This is a genomic window from Acidiluteibacter ferrifornacis (assembly GCF_009909615.1).
GTDB lineage: Bacteria > Bacteroidota > Bacteroidia > Flavobacteriales_E > Vicingaceae > Acidiluteibacter > Acidiluteibacter ferrifornacis.
On sequence record NZ_WWNE01000003.1, the window covers coordinates 54,464 to 71,259 of the forward strand.

16 protein-coding genes are annotated in these 16,796 nt (G+C 35.8%); 7 read left to right on the forward strand and 9 right to left on the reverse strand.

The window, feature by feature from the left end; genetic code table 11:
• Nucleotides 1-7: 7 nt before the first annotated feature.
• Nucleotides 8-1,201 (forward strand): M20 metallopeptidase family protein, encoded by a 1,194-nt coding sequence (locus GQN54_RS00555; protein ID WP_160630904.1) that lies wholly within the window; start codon nucleotides 8-10, stop codon nucleotides 1,199-1,201.
• A 60-nt stretch (nucleotides 1,202-1,261) separates the two neighbouring features.
• On the opposite strand, the gene GQN54_RS00560 is transcribed toward GQN54_RS00555, so the two are convergent.
• Both GQN54_RS00560 and GQN54_RS00565 read right to left on the reverse strand, forming a co-directional pair.
• Entirely contained in the window at nucleotides 1,262-2,116 is an 855-nt protein-coding gene (locus GQN54_RS00560) for a Cbp1 family collagen-binding glycoprotein adhesin (protein WP_160630906.1), read from the reverse strand.
• A gap of 177 nt (nucleotides 2,117-2,293) precedes the next feature.
• Nucleotides 2,294-2,878 carry a DNA-3-methyladenine glycosylase I gene (locus tag GQN54_RS00565; protein ID WP_160630908.1) on the reverse strand — a complete coding sequence of 195 codons (585 nt, stop codon included), beginning with the start codon at nucleotides 2,876-2,878 and terminating at the stop codon, nucleotides 2,294-2,296.
• 101 nt (nucleotides 2,879-2,979) lie between these two features.
• On the opposite strand from GQN54_RS00565, the gene GQN54_RS00570 reads away from it, so the two are divergent.
• Nucleotides 2,980-3,819 (forward strand): substrate-binding periplasmic protein, encoded by an 840-nt coding sequence (locus tag GQN54_RS00570; RefSeq protein WP_160630910.1) that lies wholly within the window; start codon nucleotides 2,980-2,982, stop codon nucleotides 3,817-3,819.
• Here GQN54_RS00570 and GQN54_RS00575 read toward each other — a convergent pair.
• The 7 genes from GQN54_RS00575 to rlmN form a co-directional block, all read right to left on the reverse strand.
• A complete protein-coding gene (locus tag GQN54_RS00575; RefSeq protein ID WP_160630912.1) occupies nucleotides 3,816-4,313 on the reverse strand; it encodes a hypothetical protein in 498 nt (165 codons plus the stop codon). The genes GQN54_RS00570 and GQN54_RS00575 overlap by 4 nt on opposite strands.
• A gap of 78 nt (nucleotides 4,314-4,391) precedes the next feature.
• On the reverse strand, nucleotides 4,392-6,092 hold the full coding sequence (locus tag GQN54_RS00580) for a chloride channel protein (protein ID WP_235932933.1): 1,701 nt from the start codon (nucleotides 6,090-6,092) through the stop codon (nucleotides 4,392-4,394).
• 120 nt (nucleotides 6,093-6,212) lie between these two features.
• Complete coding sequence (locus GQN54_RS00585) at nucleotides 6,213-7,079, reverse strand: mechanosensitive ion channel family protein (protein WP_160630916.1); 867 nt, start codon at nucleotides 7,077-7,079, stop codon at nucleotides 6,213-6,215.
• Between the two features lie 4 nt (nucleotides 7,080-7,083).
• Nucleotides 7,084-9,039 carry a DNA primase gene (dnaG, locus tag GQN54_RS00590; protein ID WP_160630918.1) on the reverse strand — a complete coding sequence of 652 codons (1,956 nt, stop codon included), beginning with the start codon at nucleotides 9,037-9,039 and terminating at the stop codon, nucleotides 7,084-7,086.
• A 42-nt stretch (nucleotides 9,040-9,081) separates the two neighbouring features.
• Nucleotides 9,082-9,501: a toxin-antitoxin system YwqK family antitoxin gene (locus GQN54_RS00595; RefSeq protein WP_160630920.1), complete on the reverse strand. Its 420-nt coding sequence runs from the start codon at nucleotides 9,499-9,501 to the stop codon at nucleotides 9,082-9,084.
• Nucleotides 9,501-10,478 (reverse strand): polyprenyl synthetase family protein, encoded by a 978-nt coding sequence (locus GQN54_RS00600; protein ID WP_160630922.1) that lies wholly within the window; start codon nucleotides 10,476-10,478, stop codon nucleotides 9,501-9,503. The genes GQN54_RS00595 and GQN54_RS00600 overlap by 1 nt, the downstream gene beginning before the upstream one ends.
• Before the next feature lie 60 nt (nucleotides 10,479-10,538).
• Nucleotides 10,539-11,609 (reverse strand): 23S rRNA (adenine(2503)-C(2))-methyltransferase RlmN, encoded by a 1,071-nt coding sequence (rlmN, locus tag GQN54_RS00605; protein ID WP_160630924.1) that lies wholly within the window; start codon nucleotides 11,607-11,609, stop codon nucleotides 10,539-10,541.
• Nucleotides 11,610-11,824: 215 nt separating this feature from the next.
• Between rlmN and GQN54_RS00610 the strand changes: the two genes are divergently transcribed.
• The 5 genes from GQN54_RS00610 (at nucleotide 11,825) to GQN54_RS00630 (ending at nucleotide 16,680) form a co-directional block, all read left to right on the forward strand.
• Nucleotides 11,825-12,997: an amidohydrolase family protein gene (locus tag GQN54_RS00610; RefSeq protein WP_160630926.1), complete on the forward strand. Its 1,173-nt coding sequence runs from the start codon at nucleotides 11,825-11,827 to the stop codon at nucleotides 12,995-12,997.
• A gap of 129 nt (nucleotides 12,998-13,126) precedes the next feature.
• A complete protein-coding gene (locus GQN54_RS00615) occupies nucleotides 13,127-13,648 on the forward strand; it encodes a hypothetical protein (RefSeq protein ID WP_160630928.1) in 522 nt (173 codons plus the stop codon).
• 175 nt (nucleotides 13,649-13,823) lie between these two features.
• Nucleotides 13,824-14,234: a hypothetical protein gene (locus GQN54_RS00620; protein ID WP_160630930.1), complete on the forward strand. Its 411-nt coding sequence runs from the start codon at nucleotides 13,824-13,826 to the stop codon at nucleotides 14,232-14,234.
• A gap of 5 nt (nucleotides 14,235-14,239) precedes the next feature.
• The gene (locus GQN54_RS00625) at nucleotides 14,240-16,051 is read left to right on the forward strand and encodes a tetratricopeptide repeat-containing sensor histidine kinase (RefSeq protein ID WP_160630932.1); all 1,812 of its coding nucleotides are present in this window, start codon (nucleotides 14,240-14,242) and stop codon (nucleotides 16,049-16,051) included.
• A gap of 2 nt (nucleotides 16,052-16,053) precedes the next feature.
• The gene (locus GQN54_RS00630) at nucleotides 16,054-16,680 is read left to right on the forward strand and encodes a response regulator transcription factor (protein ID WP_160630935.1); all 627 of its coding nucleotides are present in this window, start codon (nucleotides 16,054-16,056) and stop codon (nucleotides 16,678-16,680) included.
• Nucleotides 16,681-16,796: the final 116 nt, after the last annotated feature.

Below are 16,796 nucleotides of genomic sequence, written 5' to 3' on the forward strand. Positions count from 1 at the left end.
ACATCAGGTGGATATAATAAACGATATTAAAAATAAAGCAAAGGCTAATTTTAGAGAGGTACAAGCCATTCGTCATCATTTGCATCAGTTCCCTGAACTCTCTTTTGAAGAGGAAAACACTGCCTCATTTGTTCAAAAAAAATTGGATGAGTACGGTATTTCTTATCAAAAAAACGTTGCCGGACATGGTATAATAGCCCTAATAAAAGGTAATAATCCAAGTAAAAAGGTCATAGCTCTCCGCGCCGATTTAGATGCATTACCCATAGAAGAAAAAAACGAAGTTCCATACAAATCAAAAAATAATGGAGTGATGCATGCTTGTGGACATGATGTTCATACGGCTTGCCTTTTAGGAGCCGCCAAAATCTTAAATAGTCTCCAAAAGGAGTTTGAGGGAACAATCAAGCTTATTTTTCAACCTGGAGAAGAGAAATTACCCGGCGGAGCTTCATTAATGATAAGTGCTGGAGTTTTGAAAAACCCTAATGTAGAGTCCATTATTGGGCAACATGTATACCCCGAGTTAGAAGTGGGCAAGGTTGGTTTGAGGAGTGGAATGTATATGGCAAGTGCAGATGAACTACACGTCAAGGTAATTGGGAAAGGCGGACATGGTGCTTTACCTCAACATACAGTTGATGCTGTTCTGATGGCTTCTACAATTATTGTGAACCTGCAACAAATTGTAAGTAGAAATGCTCCACCTACAGTACCTACGGTATTAAGTTTTGGTAAAATTATAGGGAACGGAGCTACCAATGTTTTACCTAGTGAGGTTTTTCTTGAAGGAACTTTCAGGACAATGAATGAAGATTGGAGGGCAGATGCTCACCAAAAAATGAAAAAATTAGCTGAAAGTATTGCAGAAGGGATGGGTGGATTATGCGAATTTGAGATCCATAAGGGATATCCTTTTTTGTGTAATGATGAAAGTACCACTAAAATTACATACGCAGCAGCTCAACAATACTTAGGTGCAGAAAATGTGATAGATCTAGACTTAAGGATGACCGCAGAAGACTTTTCCTATTATACACATCACACTAAAGGGTGCTTTTATCGCTTAGGGACTGGCAATAAAGAGAAAGGTATTACCCAAAAAGTACATCATCCACAGTTTGATATAGACGAGAGTGCGCTTGAAATTGGGATGGGCTTTATGGCGTATCAGGCCATTTGTCAGCTGAAGACGGAATAAAAAAGCCGAAGCTCGCAAATGCTAACTTCGGCCCTTAATCAATCAGTTTAAACAATCTGACTAATCAACCAATACCACCATGTATTTTGATGCCTTCCAAAACGAGTCAGGATCTGTAATAACCAAACTATCAATTCTTTTATCATCCCCAATAAACTTATATGATCCTTTAGGGTGATTAGTCACGAGTTCTGCCTTTTTACTATAAATTAAAAAGGACTTTGTTTTGGTTTTATCAATGATACTAAAATACTCTGTATTAAAGCCATCTTTCAAAGCTTCTTGTTTTCCAAGGCCTAAAAACCCACCTTCTTTGGTCAATACATTCTTGCTGTTTAGCTCTTCGTATGTACCGTATGCAAAATAAGCTGTATTTAATTCATCAATATTTGCTTCCAACTCTTTTTGTTTTCTCATATTTTCCAATGCCAACTCATCAATGGATTGGTTCAATTCTTTCACTTTAAAATTCATTCCTTCTAATTCTTCTTTCAATCGAGAAATTTCACCATCCTTATCTTTCACTCTCTTATTCAAGTTGGCAATCATTCTTTCAAATTCACTTAATTTGGCTCCAGAGGCTTTAGACTTCTTATTCAAGGACGCAATTAGATTCTTATTTTCAATCATCAACTGATTAATTCGCTGAAGGTCTCTATTTATTTTTTCTGTTCTTCCCAAACTTCTTTCGGCATCTCCATCGGTATTAATCTCAACTAGATTTTCTCTTCGCTTTATTTCATCTAAGTTTTCTTGAATAATGTTGAAAGTTGCCATCATCTCATTTATTGTAGAGTCTTTAGAAATTGTTTGACTTTCTAAATTTGCATTTTCTTGGTTCAGTTTATCTACTTCTTCTTGATTACACGCTATTGTGAAAGCAACAATAATAGCTCCGAATACATACTTTTTCATAATTCTAGGTTTTAAAAATTTAATCTAATAAAAGGAAAACTATGCCAAGCCCAACACGCACAGCAAACCACTAATTTTCAACACACTGTATCTATATAATATTTTTTTACTTCATGAATATGTAGAAAAAAATCACATTTTTAAATCAATCTTATCCCCAATAGTGGATTTTTATATTCATTTTTTACTGTAAGGATATAAGAAGCACTGAGAAGTATGATCATTAACCATGCCCGAAGCTTGCATAAATGCATAGCAAATGGTAGGACCACAAAACTTAAACCCTCTTTTCTTAAGTGCTTTACTCATTGCGGTAGCTTCTGGTGTTAGAGCAGGAATTTCTTTAACTGAGTTAAACTGATTGACCTTCGGAGAATGGCCCACAAAACTCCAAACAAACTGACTAAAGTTCACTGACTCTTGTTCCATTTCCAGAAATAGTTTAGCATTTATAATGGCTCCATTTACTTTAAGTCTATTTCTAATAATTCCAGGATCCTTCAAAAGTTCTTCCACTTTATCATTACTGTAATTGGCTATAACTTCGGGATTAAATCCATCAAAAACTTTCCTAAAGTGATGGCGTTTCTTCAAAACGGTTATCCAACTTAAACCGGCCTGAAATCCTTCAAGTATAAAAAGTTCAAATAACTTTTGATTATCCTTCACAGGTCTTCCCCACTCCTCATCGTGGTAACGAATGTATATATCATCTTCTGTGACCCATTCACATCTATTTTTTTTGACTTCTACTACTGCCATTTGACTATAAATTAATTTGAAAAGTAGTGAATAATTCCATTTCTAACCAATAAAAGAAATTACTATCTTGGAGGACAATAATTACACTAATCTAATTTATTATGAAGTTTAAAACAATAATCGCAGCTCTACTTTTAAGCTATTTTGGAGTCAATGCCCAATCCTCTTATGAGGATGCTTTAAAATCTAAGGAAGGAAAAATAACGGTTGCCTATTTTGAAAATTCTCCAATGGCCTACTCTCAGGTTAAAAATGGGCCAGCAGGAATCGAAATCGATATCATATCAGCATTTCAAGGTTGGCTAGCCAAAAATAAAAATATAAAACTAACGATTGATTACAAGCCGTTCTCTGAATTTGATGAAATGTTAAAGGCAGTGCAGTCTGGAGAGAACAATTTAGTGGGTGCAGGTAGTATTACCATTACCAAAGAAAGAAAAGATCGGCTAAAATTTTCAGCACCTTATCTCAAAAATAATTCAGTTCTGATTACAAGTGGAAAAGTAAAAACCATCAGGAATGAAGAAGATTTTAATGAAGTATTCAACGGACTCAAAGGAGTTGCCGTAGAAGGTAGTTTACATGAAGATTACATCAAATCTCTGACAAAGGAATACGGAGTGGAACTGCAAGTGACCTATTTAGAAAATACAGCTGCAGTATTGTCTTACTTAAAAGATGGACAAGCTGATTTTGCTTTTCTAGATGTGCTTTCGTTTTGGACCTTTATGAAAGATTCCAAAGCGTTTTTTAAAATTCAAAAATTTGTAGATACAGAAGATGAATTTTTTGGATATACTTTCTCCCCTGAGAGTGATTGGGATAGAGCTTTTAATGAGTTTTTTGAAATTGGTTTCGGATTTACATCAACAAAAGAATACCGTAAAATTCTAGAAAAGCACTTAGGATATGAAATAATTGAAAAAGTAGAAATGGACTAATCCATAGATTTATTGACTAGCTTGTTTAATTTTTTCATAACTAACCTGTAGTCATATACTTTCATTTCGTCTAAATCAAATAGCAAATAGATATCGCCAGTAGTGAGGTCCTTGATGTAGAAATCATATATCAATAAAACACCTGACTCTGGCGATTTCATTAACCGCTCGTTGTTAAAGCAATTGCATTCCAAAACATATTTATACCCTGCTTCTACAAGATTTTTGTATGTAGAATGATTGGCTATAGCGTATTTGTAGGGATAATCTAGCGCTGAAGTACGCAAGTAGTCATTCGCTTGCTCAGCAGCCATGTTGTGTTGTTCCTTTCTTTCTCTTATATATCGATCTTCCTTCGATCGAGGTCTCTCATCGGAAATATTGATTGGTTCATAATTTAGAAAGATGATTTTTTCTTGGGATAAATCTTCAGGTATACCTTTATACTCTTTTTGAGCATAGCCGACAAAAGAAGTAAACAGTAATACACACATTGGCAAAATCTTAAACATTAATTTCATCATCTTTTTATAAAAAATTTGAGACAAGGTACGTCATTTTAGCTAAACTTACTATTCTGAAAAATCCATTAATATTTTTCTGTATGCGTTAAAAAGTTTAGATTTTGAAACAAAACCAACGTACTTTTTGTTGTCAATCACTGGCAAATTCCATGCCCCAGTTTTTTGAAATTTAGACATCACACTGTCCATTGTATCCATAGAGGATACACAATCAGGGAAGTCAGACATTACATCAGCAACGGTGATAGAATCATACAAACTCGGATCAAACATTATTTTTCTGATATCATCCAACAGTACAATCCCAACAAGCATACCGTCTTCATCTAACACAGGAAAAATATTTCGATGAGACTTAGCTACCACTTTTACTAACTCTCCTAATGTCATTTCGGGCAAGACCGTTTTAAAGTCCATTTCTACTTCTGAGTGCAATTTCATCAAGGTTAAAACAGCCTTATCTTTATCATGTGTTATTAACTCCCCCCTTTTTGCAAGCTGCATGGTGTATAAAGAGTGTGGCACGAAGTATTTGGCGGTCAGAAAACTAGTAGCAGCGGTGAGCATCAATGGAGTAATTAACTCGTATGATGCGGTAATTTCAGCTATCAAAAATAGTGCGGTCAGTGGGGCATGTAAAACTCCAGCTAACAAGCCTCCCATACCGACTAGAATAAAATTCTTTTCTGAAACGTTAATAAAATTGAAGTAGTTTAGAATTTTGGCAAAAACAAATCCTGCGGTAGATCCAAGAAAAAGTGAAGGTGCGAAAATTCCCCCAACTCCTCCAGCACCAAAAGTTACTGCCGTCGCCATAGCCTTGAATGCCATCATTAAGAAAAGTAATCCGATAGCTACGATCAAATTCTCTCGGTATTCAAAAAACACCGAACCATCAAAAATATTTATATAATTCCCCGTCAGCAGTTCATTGATTGTCAAGAACCCTTCCCCGTATAAAGGAGGAATAAAAAAGATCAACCCACCTAGAATAACCCCACCAATCCATAGTCGTTGAAATGGACTTTTAATCCGATCAAATCGAGCCTCTATTGACCAATATACTTTACTAAAATAAACAGAGACTAAACCTGAAAAAACACCTAACAATACAAAGTATGGTGTATCTGATAATTTAAAAAACTCCGTAATCTCGACGTTAAAAAGTACCGAATCGCCGGCTATGAATCGAGAAGTAAGTGCGGCGGAAACAGAGGCCAACAAAAGAGGAATTAAAGAACCTGCTGTAAGGTCTAACATTATGACCTCCAGTGCAAATACAATTGCAGCTATAGGAGCATTGAATATTCCTGCCATTGCTCCTGCAGCTCCGCAACCTAACAACAAGGTAGTGGCTTTATAATTCACTTTTCCTAATCGACCAATATTTGAACCAATTGCCGAAGACGTGCTAACTGCGGGGCCTTCTAACCCAACAGACCCCCCAAAACCTACTGTTAAAACACTTGCTACTACTGAAGCGTACATGTTGTATCTAGCAATAATGGATCTCTTGGTAGAAATCGCATATAAAGTGGATGGAATACCGTGCCCTACTTTTTGCTTTAATATGTATTTTATAAAGATGAGGGTAAGAAAGATACCCACAATTGGATATATAAAATAAAGGTAATTATGATAATCTTTAACGAAGGAATGGGTTAACAAAGATTGAACTAAGTGAACCAAATTTTTCATGATAACAGCCGAGATTCCAGCAGCAAACCCCACCACAATGCTCAAAATCATGATCCACTGTTTTGTATTAATCTTTCGCCTTCTCCAAAGCAAAATCCTAGTTATAAGTTTACGATTACTCATGGCCGCAAAAGTAATAGTTCTCAGGCGAAAGGAAACAATAATTCGAGCTTAATCTTCTGTCTTTCTTTTATCAGAAATGATATGAAGATCTCGTTGAGGGAAAGGAATTTGAATTTTATTCTGTTGAAATGATTTATTTATTTCAAATCTAAGATTACTCTTAGTGTTCTCGATTCGCCAGACTTGTTCCGACCAAAAATGCAATTCAAAAATCAATGCACTATCACCAAAATCAGAAAAACGAACAAAAGATGGTATTCTAGTGGTAATTGTATCTTCTTTTTGGGCGACTTCCAACAACAAGTCCCTAACTTTTTCTACATCGGTTCCATAAGCCACCCCAACTGTTACATGAAATCGCGTCAACTTATTACTGTTGCTCCAATTAACAACACGCCTATTAATCAACTCAGAATTGGGAACAACCATCATTATTCCATCTCTAGTCCTCACTTTCGATGTTCTCAAGTTGATCACCTTCACCACACCTACAATACCATTGTCCATTTCAATGACATCTGACACTTGAACATTACCCTCAAACAATAATATAACCCCAGACACCAAATCTTTGAATGCCTCTTGCAATCCAAACCCTAAGCCTACAAATAAAGCTGTAGAACCAAAGAGTAACACTGTAATGTCAAGTCCAATGCTCTTCATTCCGATAATTATTCCAGCAGCGTACATTACGTATTTCATGATCTGAATGATCGCGAATTGTTTCCCTTCGTCAATCCATTCTTTGCCGCTAACTTTTCGTCGGACAAACATTTCCATTGCTTTAACAAGCAACCTAACCACCAGAATAATTCCAACAAAAAGAAATATATGATACAATGTGAAAGAATAATTGGAGACTTCAATTATCTTATATTCCAAAATTGCTTTAAGCTGAATAAACAGGTCTTTCATTGTTTTAATCTGATATTACTATTCCTAAAATCTTAGCTAAATTCTTTCTAGAGGTATCAATTTTTATAATATCAAGTAGTATATCAGTGTATTGTTCCGATTCGGTTGCATCCGTCAACAACTTCCTTTTTTCATTCTTAAGGTTGTTCAACTTCTTAAATTTAAAATAATTCAACCCTGATTGAATCGTTTTAAAAAGGTCATCGGTTTCTCTTTGAGTTAATATTTGATGTTTTTCTTCCCATTGGGCACTCAACTCATAGGGTTGAGAAATGAGGTCAATGGAAACTTGCCTGATGGTATCATCAATATGGTGAATAAAGTGCTTTTCTTCAAGTAGTATTTCTTTCTCGTAAGCATCTGTAAATTCTTTATAAATTAAAGCAAAAGTAGGATCATCAAAAGCGATATCGTCTTGCATTAAATCTGATAGAATCACCTCCACTAGTTTGAATGGTTCTTTGATTGGATTCCCTTTCTCATCCTTATCCACTTCTAACTCTATCTCATTCAATCCGTATTGAATCATTAAGCGAATAATATCTTGCTCTTGATAGTTTATCTTTTTAGTGGTTGACTTACCGCCTTCTTGGGGTAGGTATTCAGGCACATTAATTTGTGGGGTAGACTCATTAGGAGCAGCCAACTTCTTGCTAATTTTCTGCTTTCGAGACTTATTGAGTTCTGTCAATAACATTTCCTCTTCCATCCCCATCATACTGCTGCACTCTTGTATGTATACCGATCGAATAATGGGATCCGGAATTAAAGCAATACTCTCTACTATATCCTTAATAAGTCCTGCCTTCTTAATAGGGTCCTTACCTGCCTCTTTTAAAAGTACATCTGTCTTAAATTTGATAAAATCTTTCGACTCCGAGTCTAAAAACGATAGAATTTCAGCTTGTGTATGACTTCTTGCATACGAATCTGGATCTTCTCCATCAGGAAATAAAACGACTTTCACATTTAAGCCTGCTTCCAAAATCATATCAATCCCTCGAAAAGAAGCCTTTAACCCTGCTGCATCTCCATCGAACAATATAGTGATGTTTGGAGTATAGCGTTTGATCAACCGAATTTGTTCGATTGTTAGAGAAGTTCCACTTGAAGCGACCACATTTTCCACTCCACTCTGATGCAATGAGATAACATCTGTGTATCCTTCCACCAAGTAGCAAGTATCTTTTGCTACAATCGATTTTTTTGCATGAAAAATACCATATAACACCTTACTTTTATGGTAGATATCACTTTCAGGTGAATTCAGATATTTCGCTGCTTTTTTATCGCTTGTCAATATTCGGCCACCAAAACCCAAAACACGACCAGATATATTCTGAATTGGAAACATCACCCGACCTTTAAATCGATCGAATTTCTTTTCTTCTTTAACAATGGTCAACCCAGTTTTTTCTAGAAAATCTAATTGGTACCCTTTTTCAATAGCTGCATCTGTGAGCGCAGTCCATTCATCTGGACTGTATCCTAACTGAAATTTTTTAATGGTTTCTTCAGAAAAGCCTCTTTCTTTAAAGTAGCTAAGACCAATTGCTCTTCCCTTCTGTGTTTGAGTTAATTGCTCTTGAAAAAAATCTGCAGCAAACTGAGAAACAATATATAAACTCTCTTTTGCATTTAATTCTTGTCGCTGATCTACGGTAAGTTCCTCTTCCTCTATTTCAATGTTGTATCGCTTAGCCAAAGAACGCAGAGCTTCAGGATAACTCAATTGTTCGTGATCCATCAAAAAATTAACCACATTACCAGCCTTTCCACAGCCAAAGCATTTATAGATTCCCTTGGCCGGGGACACGGTAAATGAAGGTGTTTTTTCGTTATGAAACGGACAATTTCCGAGCAAGTTGGCTCCTCTCCGCTTAAGTGTTACGTGATCTTCTATGACCTCTTCTACTCGAGCAGTTTCTATAATTTCAGCAACTTTATCCTGTGGAATCAAACTATGATGTTGTTTAGCTAAGCTAAAAATACGAAAGAAATGTTATTTTAATTCGGCTGGCATACCGTCTTCTTCAATATTGACTTCTTTGATCAATTCTCCTTGTTCAGACCAGAATTTCCAAATACCAGCAGCTTTCCCTTCCTTATACTCCCCTTGTATTTTCTTCACTCCGTTTTCATGATAAACCATAGAATAACCTTCTCGCACCCCGTTCTTGTATACTCCTTTACTCCAGGTAAAACCATTCTCATAGTAATACTCCCAAACACCGTCTCTTTTCCCTTCATTAAGGTATCCCTTAATTTTCAATTTACCATTGGGGTAGGTTTCTTGAAAAATTCCGGTAGAATCAGCGTACGCGCTATCGCTCTTTACTTTATCTAACTCGCTTTTCGGTGTTGAATCACCACATGCAACTATTGCTGCAACGAATGCAACAAACAAAATTCTTTTCACCATTACTTAACTCTTTCCGTGGTATACATTACTAATTCTTCTAAACTCTGTCGAGCAGGATTATCAGGAAATTCGTGTAATATTTTCAATGCTTTTGCGCGGTATTCATACATTTTTTCAGTTGCATATTCTATTCCGCCACTTTTCAAAACAAAGTCAATTACTTCTTGTACTTTCTCTGATTCCTCACTGTGATTCTTTATGATTCGAATCATTTTTCGGCGTACTAATTTACTGCAATTATTTAATGCGTATATCAAAGGAAGCGTCATTTTTTTCTCTTTAATATCTATCCCGACAGGCTTGCCTATGTCCTTGTAATTACCGTAATCAAAAAGGTCATCCTTTATTTGAAATGCGATTCCGGTTAGCTCTCCAAAATCATGCATTTTATCAACTACTTCCTGAGGTTGTCCAACAGACGCGGCACCAGTAGCACAACAAGAAGCTATTAATGTTGCAGTTTTTTTTGTGATAATGTCAAAATAAATGGGTTCTTCAATATCTAATCGTCGCGCCTTTTCAATTTGCAACAATTCACCTTCACTCATTTTCCTTACAGAGTCGGAAACAATTCGTAATAAATCAAACCCATTATTATCAACAGACAACAACAGTCCTTTTGACAACAAGTAGTCACCGACCAAAACCGCTATTTTATTTTTCCATAAAGCGTTGATGGAGAAAAAACCTCTACGTTGATAAGATTCATCCACAACATCATCGTGAACGAGAGTAGCGGTGTGGAGTAGTTCAATTAGAGACGCTGCAATGTAACTCTTCTCAGTAGTATCGTTAAAAAGTTTGGCAGATAAAAAAACAAACATCGGCCGCATTTGCTTGCCTTTACGTTTGATAATGTAATGAGTGATTTTATCCAATAATGCCACTTGAGATTTCATGGAGTCGCGAAAGTGACTTTCGAACGTTTCCATCTCTTGAAGAATTGGAGCCTTTATTTTAGATAAGGAATATTGCATTGTTTGGTGCCCAAAAATAGGTATTAAAGCTGTATTTACATACCATATAACAGCTACAAATTATTTCAGTTCTTTGTGAACTGCTGCTTCGTTTTTATTGGCCAATTGACCACAGGCAGCATCTATGTCTTTTCCTCTGCTTCTGCGGATATTAACGACAATATTCTTACTCTCTAACAAAGCTGCAAATGCATCTACTTTTCCACTATCAGCTTGCTGTAGTTCTCCATCGTCGATTGGATTGTATTCAATGATATTTACTTTACATGGAATGTGTTTGCAGAAAGCAGCCAATTCACGAGCATCTTCTAATTCATCATTAAAATCTTTAAAAATAATGTATTCATAAGTTACACGCGTACCCGTTTTTTCATAAAAGTACTTTAACGCTTCTGCTAGAACCTCTAGGTTGTTTTGCTCATTGATGGGCATTATTTGATTCCGCTTCTCATCATTAGCTGCATGCAATGAAAGTGCTAAATTAAATTTCACCTCATCGTCTCCAAGACGCATAATAGCTTTTGCAATACCAGCTGTTGATACAGTAATTCTTCTTGGCGACATCCCTAATCCTTTAGGAGAAGTAATTCTATCAATAGAGGCTAACACATTTTTATAGTTCAGTAATGGCTCGCCCATTCCCATATACACAATATTGGTCAATGGAGTTTTGTAGTGCTCTTCTGCCTGTTGTTTAATGTGCACCACTTGATCAAAAATTTCATCGGCATCTATGTTTCTCAGTCGTTTTAAACGACCAGTAGCGCAAAACTTACAACTTAAACTACACCCAACTTGAGAAGAAATACAGGCCGTCATCCGAGTAGTACTCGGAATCAACACTCCCTCTGTTATGTTTTTGTCATACAATTCAAAAGCATTCTTAATGGTGCGATCACTGCTGATTTGTTTCTCTGCTACCTGCACTGCATGAATCGTAAAGTTTTCTTTCAATTTGGAACGCAAACTTTCTGACAAATTGGTCATTTCATCAAAAGTTCTCACCCCTTTTTGCCACAGCCATTCTTCTACTTGCTTTGCGCGAAATGGTTTTTCCCCAATTGTGGTAAAAAATTCCGCCAATTCAGCAGCAGTTAAGTCTCTTATGTTCTTTTTTGTCTCCTTCTCCATTGCAGCGCAAAGTTACCAAGACCCTTGCAATAATATATCTTTTCAACCTACTAAAGCATTTTGACCGTATTCTACTTCCTTTTCATAATATCTGAATCCTCACAACCAGTAGGTTGCTGTGGTTCATCTATTAATCAAGCGTTGTATAATTTAATCAAAATGCTTTTGCAACGGCCTATGTATTGTTTATTTTTGTCCTCCTTCCGGTTAAGTCTATGAGATATCTAAGTTCAAATATCATTTTCCCCATCAGTTCAGCCCCTATTAAAAATGGAGTCATTTCCATTGATGAAAATGGTGAAATAAAAGCCATTTCAAGGGCGGAAAATAACATTGATCCCAATCTGATTGAATTTTTCGAAGGAATCCTTTGCCCGGGATTTGTAAACACCCACTGTCATTTAGAATTGTCGCATTTAAAAGGAAAAATTCAAGAACATACCCACATTGACGGATTTGTAAAAGAATTACAATCGAAACGTAGTACTAATGAGTTAGAAATTCAAGAGGCGATAAAAATAGCGGATGCAGAAATGTGGAAAAACGGAATTGTAGCAGTTGGAGATATTTCTAATGGAAATTCCTCTTTTACTACAAAAGCCAACAGCAATATATACTACCACACTTTTTTAGAGTGTTTCGGATTTAATCCATCTCAAGCCAAGGAGGTATATTCAAGATCAAAGGGATTGGAAGTGGGACTTACGAATCTAAATCTTCCAAAAAGCATTGTTGCGCACAGCCCATACTCTGTATCCAATGAATTGTTTGACTTGATTCGAGTGAATCACCAATCAGATCAACCGATATGTATTCACAATCAAGAAAACAAAGATGAGAATACCTTTTACCAGAGCGGTGAAGGCAGATTGGCAGAAATGCTACAAAGCTTCGGCATTTCAATGGATCACTGGGAAGCCAACTTTGAAAGCTCATTAAAAGGTTATTTAAAAAAATTACCTCAAAAAGCAAAAACACTACTAGTCCACAACACATTCACTTCTGAAAATGACATTGATTTTGCTGAAAAATCAAACCAAAATATCTTCTGGTGCTTCTGCCCAAATGCCAATCAATACATAGAAAATACTTTACCCAACATTCCTCTTTTTGTAAAAAAAGCAGCAAAATGTACTATAGGAACCGATAGTTTGGCAAGCAATTATGCCTTATCTGTGTTGGATGAATTGAAGGTTGTTTCAAAAACATTCCCAGATATCTCAACAGCTACATTATTAGAATGGGCAACAATCAATGGCGCTCAATTTTTAGGAATTGACGATCAATTTGGCTCTTTTGAGGTAGGCAAAAAACCGGGCATCAATTGGATAAAACATTCTGAAAATGGTTTTATTTCAGAAAAGAGTGATATTGAAAAGTTGAAGTAATTCAGCATTTTACTAGTCCCTAAAATCCTCCTCTACTCATTTCTAAGTAGAATAAATTACAATTTCTCCGTGAGGAAATTCTGTATTCTAAACTTCACCTTTGTAGAGTAATCCTAAACAGTCGTTGCGATGAAAACACATTGTATTTTTATATTGGTGAATCAATTAGAGGAAATCAATTCAGACACCCTACCTAAACTCAAACATCCGTGCATTTCTATCACTGACTTGATAAGTATTCGAAAGAAAAACAGTCTAAGGTTGTCAATGGAAGATATTTTTATCGGCACTAAGGCAACTTGGAAAAACATCGCTAACAGGATAGAGGAATATCAAGAACTATCTTTTTTGAGAGATGGCAAATTAGATATTATATATTACAGTATTTACGACTCCTTAACAAGGACTTATACTGATGCTGCCGACCAGTATTTTCACTTTTATGACCATTGTATTCATCGAAATGAAATTGAACAATTGATTGAAGGATTTCCACCATCTTTCTCCTGTGAATTTAAAAACAAATCAGGTGAAACGAGTAAATCTAAAATTCTGGATTTAAAAAGCGAGCCTAAAGACACTCCCAATTACTTCCAATTCGACTTCGGTTTTTTATCCAATAAAAACCACTCCAGATTTTCTCCAATCTAAATATACTCAAAAGTAGGTATTTATACACCAGAAGCTAATTGCTAACTTTATCCTATTTAATCAAAGTGATTAATAAAATCAAGCTAAGAGATTTTAAACATTTCTAGTTGAACAAAAGCATAATTTGGAAGAAGCCTACATTTATTAGATATTAGTAATCATAAAAAAACAAATGATGAATTTAAAAAACAAAACTACCGGCAATTGGCAAATTGAAACCACCGAAAATGGAGGGTACACTTATTTAGGAGTTGAAGTTACTTACGACCATCAATTTGAGCCCATTTCTACAAATTGTTGCAAGTATGACCCTTTAATTCATGGTCCAATTATCTGCGAACAACTAGGGATAGAATGTCAAGGTTTAGATGTTCTTATTACTATTGTGATAGAAGATAGTGGTGCTGGAGAGCCAGACGTACACACCTATGCTGAACCTGATTTGTGCAAATTAAAATCCATAACCGATTCGGGTAATAGTAATGGGGTCATAATTGTGATCGACTCTGCTGGTGCTATAAAAGGTGGAAGAAAAACGAACGGACAAATCTCTTTACCGAAAGACCTTCCAACCGACACAAACTGATCAAATTGAGAAAAACTAAACTTAAGAAGGCTATAAAGTTTATTGGTTTTAGCATCCTACTCTTTATTCAAATAGTTAGTTTCGCTAGTGTTCAATCAAAATGGCAAGATTGGGATAGGAGAAATAATACCATCATAGCACTAAGGAGTGTAAATCCTGACAGTGCTATGGTGTTAGCCAACCAATTACTTGCAGAGATAAACGACCCAATAGACACGTTAATATATTCACAAATTTTAATGAACAAGGGCCACCTCCACTTTAATAAGGGGGAATTTGTAGAGGCTAGTGAATTCTATCTAAGAACATTAAAAATTAGGGAAAAAACGACAGATTTTGATGCCATCGCTAACGCTGAGATAGCTTTAGCGAACCTAAACTATTATACACAGTCCTATTCCACTGCACGATTTTATGTAGTATCAAGCATTAACCATTACCAAATGGCAGGAGGAAGTCCAACTGATTTGGCCGCGTGTTATAATCTTTTGGGCCTTTTACATTACAATCAGGACCGAGACGACTCTGCCATTTTTTATTATAATCAAGGAATTTCAATATTAGATGAAGACTCTTCATCTAGTCCAATTGATTATTATCAACTCTACGACAACAAGGGTGCGGCTCTTGTTTGGCTCGGGCAATATGAGGAAGGAATTTATTACTTAAAGAAAAACATTGGTTACCTCCTCGAAATGGAAAGCACCACTAATTTGGCTTGGAAATACAACCAAATAACTAATGCCTATATTAATTGGGAAAGATTAGATTCAGCCCAACGCTACCTTTCTTTATCAGAAGACCTCATAGCAAAAGCGGTATCAATAGAGGTCCACAAAGATATTTTATATACTAAACTACTATATGCAATTGCCGCTAATGACAAACCGAATACGATTCTATACCTAGAAGAATACAACGAGCTTTCCAACCAATTGATTACCGAAAAAACAAAAAAAAGCATTCAAGAAAGTGTCGTAAAATTTCAGACAGAAAAAAAAGAAGCGGCACTTCAGCTATCTATAGAAAAAGCTAAAAAACTTGCTCTTGAAAACAAAGCAAAAAACCAACTGCTATTATTAGCCCTTGCAGGAGTTTTTATCTTGGCTATTTTAGCATTATATATCTACAGAAGCTTTAAGCACAAGTCAAAGCTAGATCAACTCGAACTCCAAATAAAAGATGCACGTTTGGATGAGTTACTTTACGATCAAGAGTCTAAAGCCTATGCAGCTATTCTTCAAGGGCAAGAAACAGAACGAGAACGCATTGCACAAGATTTACACGATAGACTGGGTGGCACCTTAGCGGCTTTAAAATTAGCACTCCGAAAACCGACTAACAAAGTAGAACCTGACGACTTAGCTATCATTGATTTAGCAGTGAATGAAGTTAGAAGCATTGCCCACAATCTCTCAACTGGGTTGGTTCACAAATATGGATTAAATGAGGCAGTAACTCAATTGTTCAGAACACTTGAGCAAACCAAAGGAATAGAATTTAATCTATTCTTGCACCCCAAAACGCCCTCTTTAGGTCAAGCTGCAGGCATTGAACTATATAGAATCATCCAAGAATTAGTTAGCAACACTTTAAAGCATGCAAAAGCAACTGAAATAAGCTTACAAACCAATTTTAGCGAAAATACATTTAACCTTATCTTCGAAGACAATGGAGTTGGATTTGACCCAAAACAATTATCTGGAGGCATTGGGCTGGAGAATATAAAAGTTAGAGTCAAGCGGTTGGGAGGAGAACTTCATATCGATTCAGAAAAAGGTAGGGGCAGTATCTTTATTGTGGAATTAAAAAAATAAGTATGATAAAAGTAGCAATTGTAGACGATCATCAATTATTTCGTCAAGGATTAGCGGTTATACTATCCGCAAAAGAAAATATACAAGTAGTAGGAAAATACGAGTCTGCTATCGCTTTATTAAATCAGATAGACGACCTTGATGTAGACCTAGTTTTGATGGATATTGATATGCCTGAGATGGATGGCATCACAGCAACTGTAGAAGTTTTAGCTATACGACCAAATGTAAAAGTAGTTATTCTAAGTATGCACCTCAACAGTATAAAAATTCAAGAGGCTATCTCAGCCAAAGTAAGTGGATATTTATTAAAAACTTCAAGTGACGTGGAGGTGGCAAATGCTATTGAAACCGTAATGAATGGGAAGGACTATTTCTCTCAGGAGGCCCAACAAGAACTAATCGAGAGTTATCGCAAAAAAGAAGACCCTAATTACTCTGAGTTAACCAAGCGCGAAATTGATATTTTAAGATTAGTTTGTCAAGAATTGAATTCTCAAGAAATTGCTGACAAACTATTCATTAGCAAGCATACTGCAGAAACCCACCGAAGAAACTTGTTAAGTAAGATTGATTGTAAAAACTCAGTAGGGCTAGTAAAATTCGCTATGGATAATGGGTATATCTAGTTTTTAATATTTTACTTTTTTCATCTACTTCTCAACGATTCATTAATTTTAAAAAAGTAAGAGTATTGGCACTATTATTATTAAATATACTTTTATATCTTAGCACTAAAACTACG

Bases quoted from the DNA above. Each gene is read 5' to 3' on its own strand.
- GQN54_RS00630 (WP_160630935.1), top strand. From the start codon at position 16,054: ATGATAAAAGTAGCAATTGTAGACGATCATCAATTATTTCGTCAAGGA.
- GQN54_RS00570 (WP_160630910.1), top strand. From the start codon at position 2,980: ATGAAGTTTAAAACAATAATCGCAGCTCTACTTTTAAGCTATTTTGGA.
- GQN54_RS00585 (WP_160630916.1), bottom strand. From the start codon at position 7,079: ATGAAAGACCTGTTTATTCAGCTTAAAGCAATTTTGGAATATAAGATA.
- GQN54_RS00580 (WP_235932933.1), bottom strand. From the start codon at position 6,092: ATGATTTTGAGCATTGTGGTGGGGTTTGCTGCTGGAATCTCGGCTGTT.
- GQN54_RS00595 (WP_160630920.1), bottom strand. From the start codon at position 9,501: ATGGTGAAAAGAATTTTGTTTGTTGCATTCGTTGCAGCAATAGTTGCA.
- GQN54_RS00565 (WP_160630908.1), bottom strand. From the start codon at position 2,878: ATGGCAGTAGTAGAAGTCAAAAAAAATAGATGTGAATGGGTCACAGAA.
- GQN54_RS00600 (WP_160630922.1), bottom strand. From the start codon at position 10,478: ATGCAATATTCCTTATCTAAAATAAAGGCTCCAATTCTTCAAGAGATG.
- GQN54_RS00610 (WP_160630926.1), top strand. From the start codon at position 11,825: ATGAGATATCTAAGTTCAAATATCATTTTCCCCATCAGTTCAGCCCCT.
- GQN54_RS00560 (WP_160630906.1), bottom strand. From the start codon at position 2,116: ATGAAAAAGTATGTATTCGGAGCTATTATTGTTGCTTTCACAATAGCG.
- GQN54_RS00615 (WP_160630928.1), top strand. From the start codon at position 13,127: ATGAAAACACATTGTATTTTTATATTGGTGAATCAATTAGAGGAAATC.
- rlmN (WP_160630924.1), bottom strand. From the start codon at position 11,609: ATGGAGAAGGAGACAAAAAAGAACATAAGAGACTTAACTGCTGCTGAA.
- GQN54_RS00575 (WP_160630912.1), bottom strand. From the start codon at position 4,313: ATGTGTGTATTACTGTTTACTTCTTTTGTCGGCTATGCTCAAAAAGAG.
- GQN54_RS00620 (WP_160630930.1), top strand. From the start codon at position 13,824: ATGAATTTAAAAAACAAAACTACCGGCAATTGGCAAATTGAAACCACC.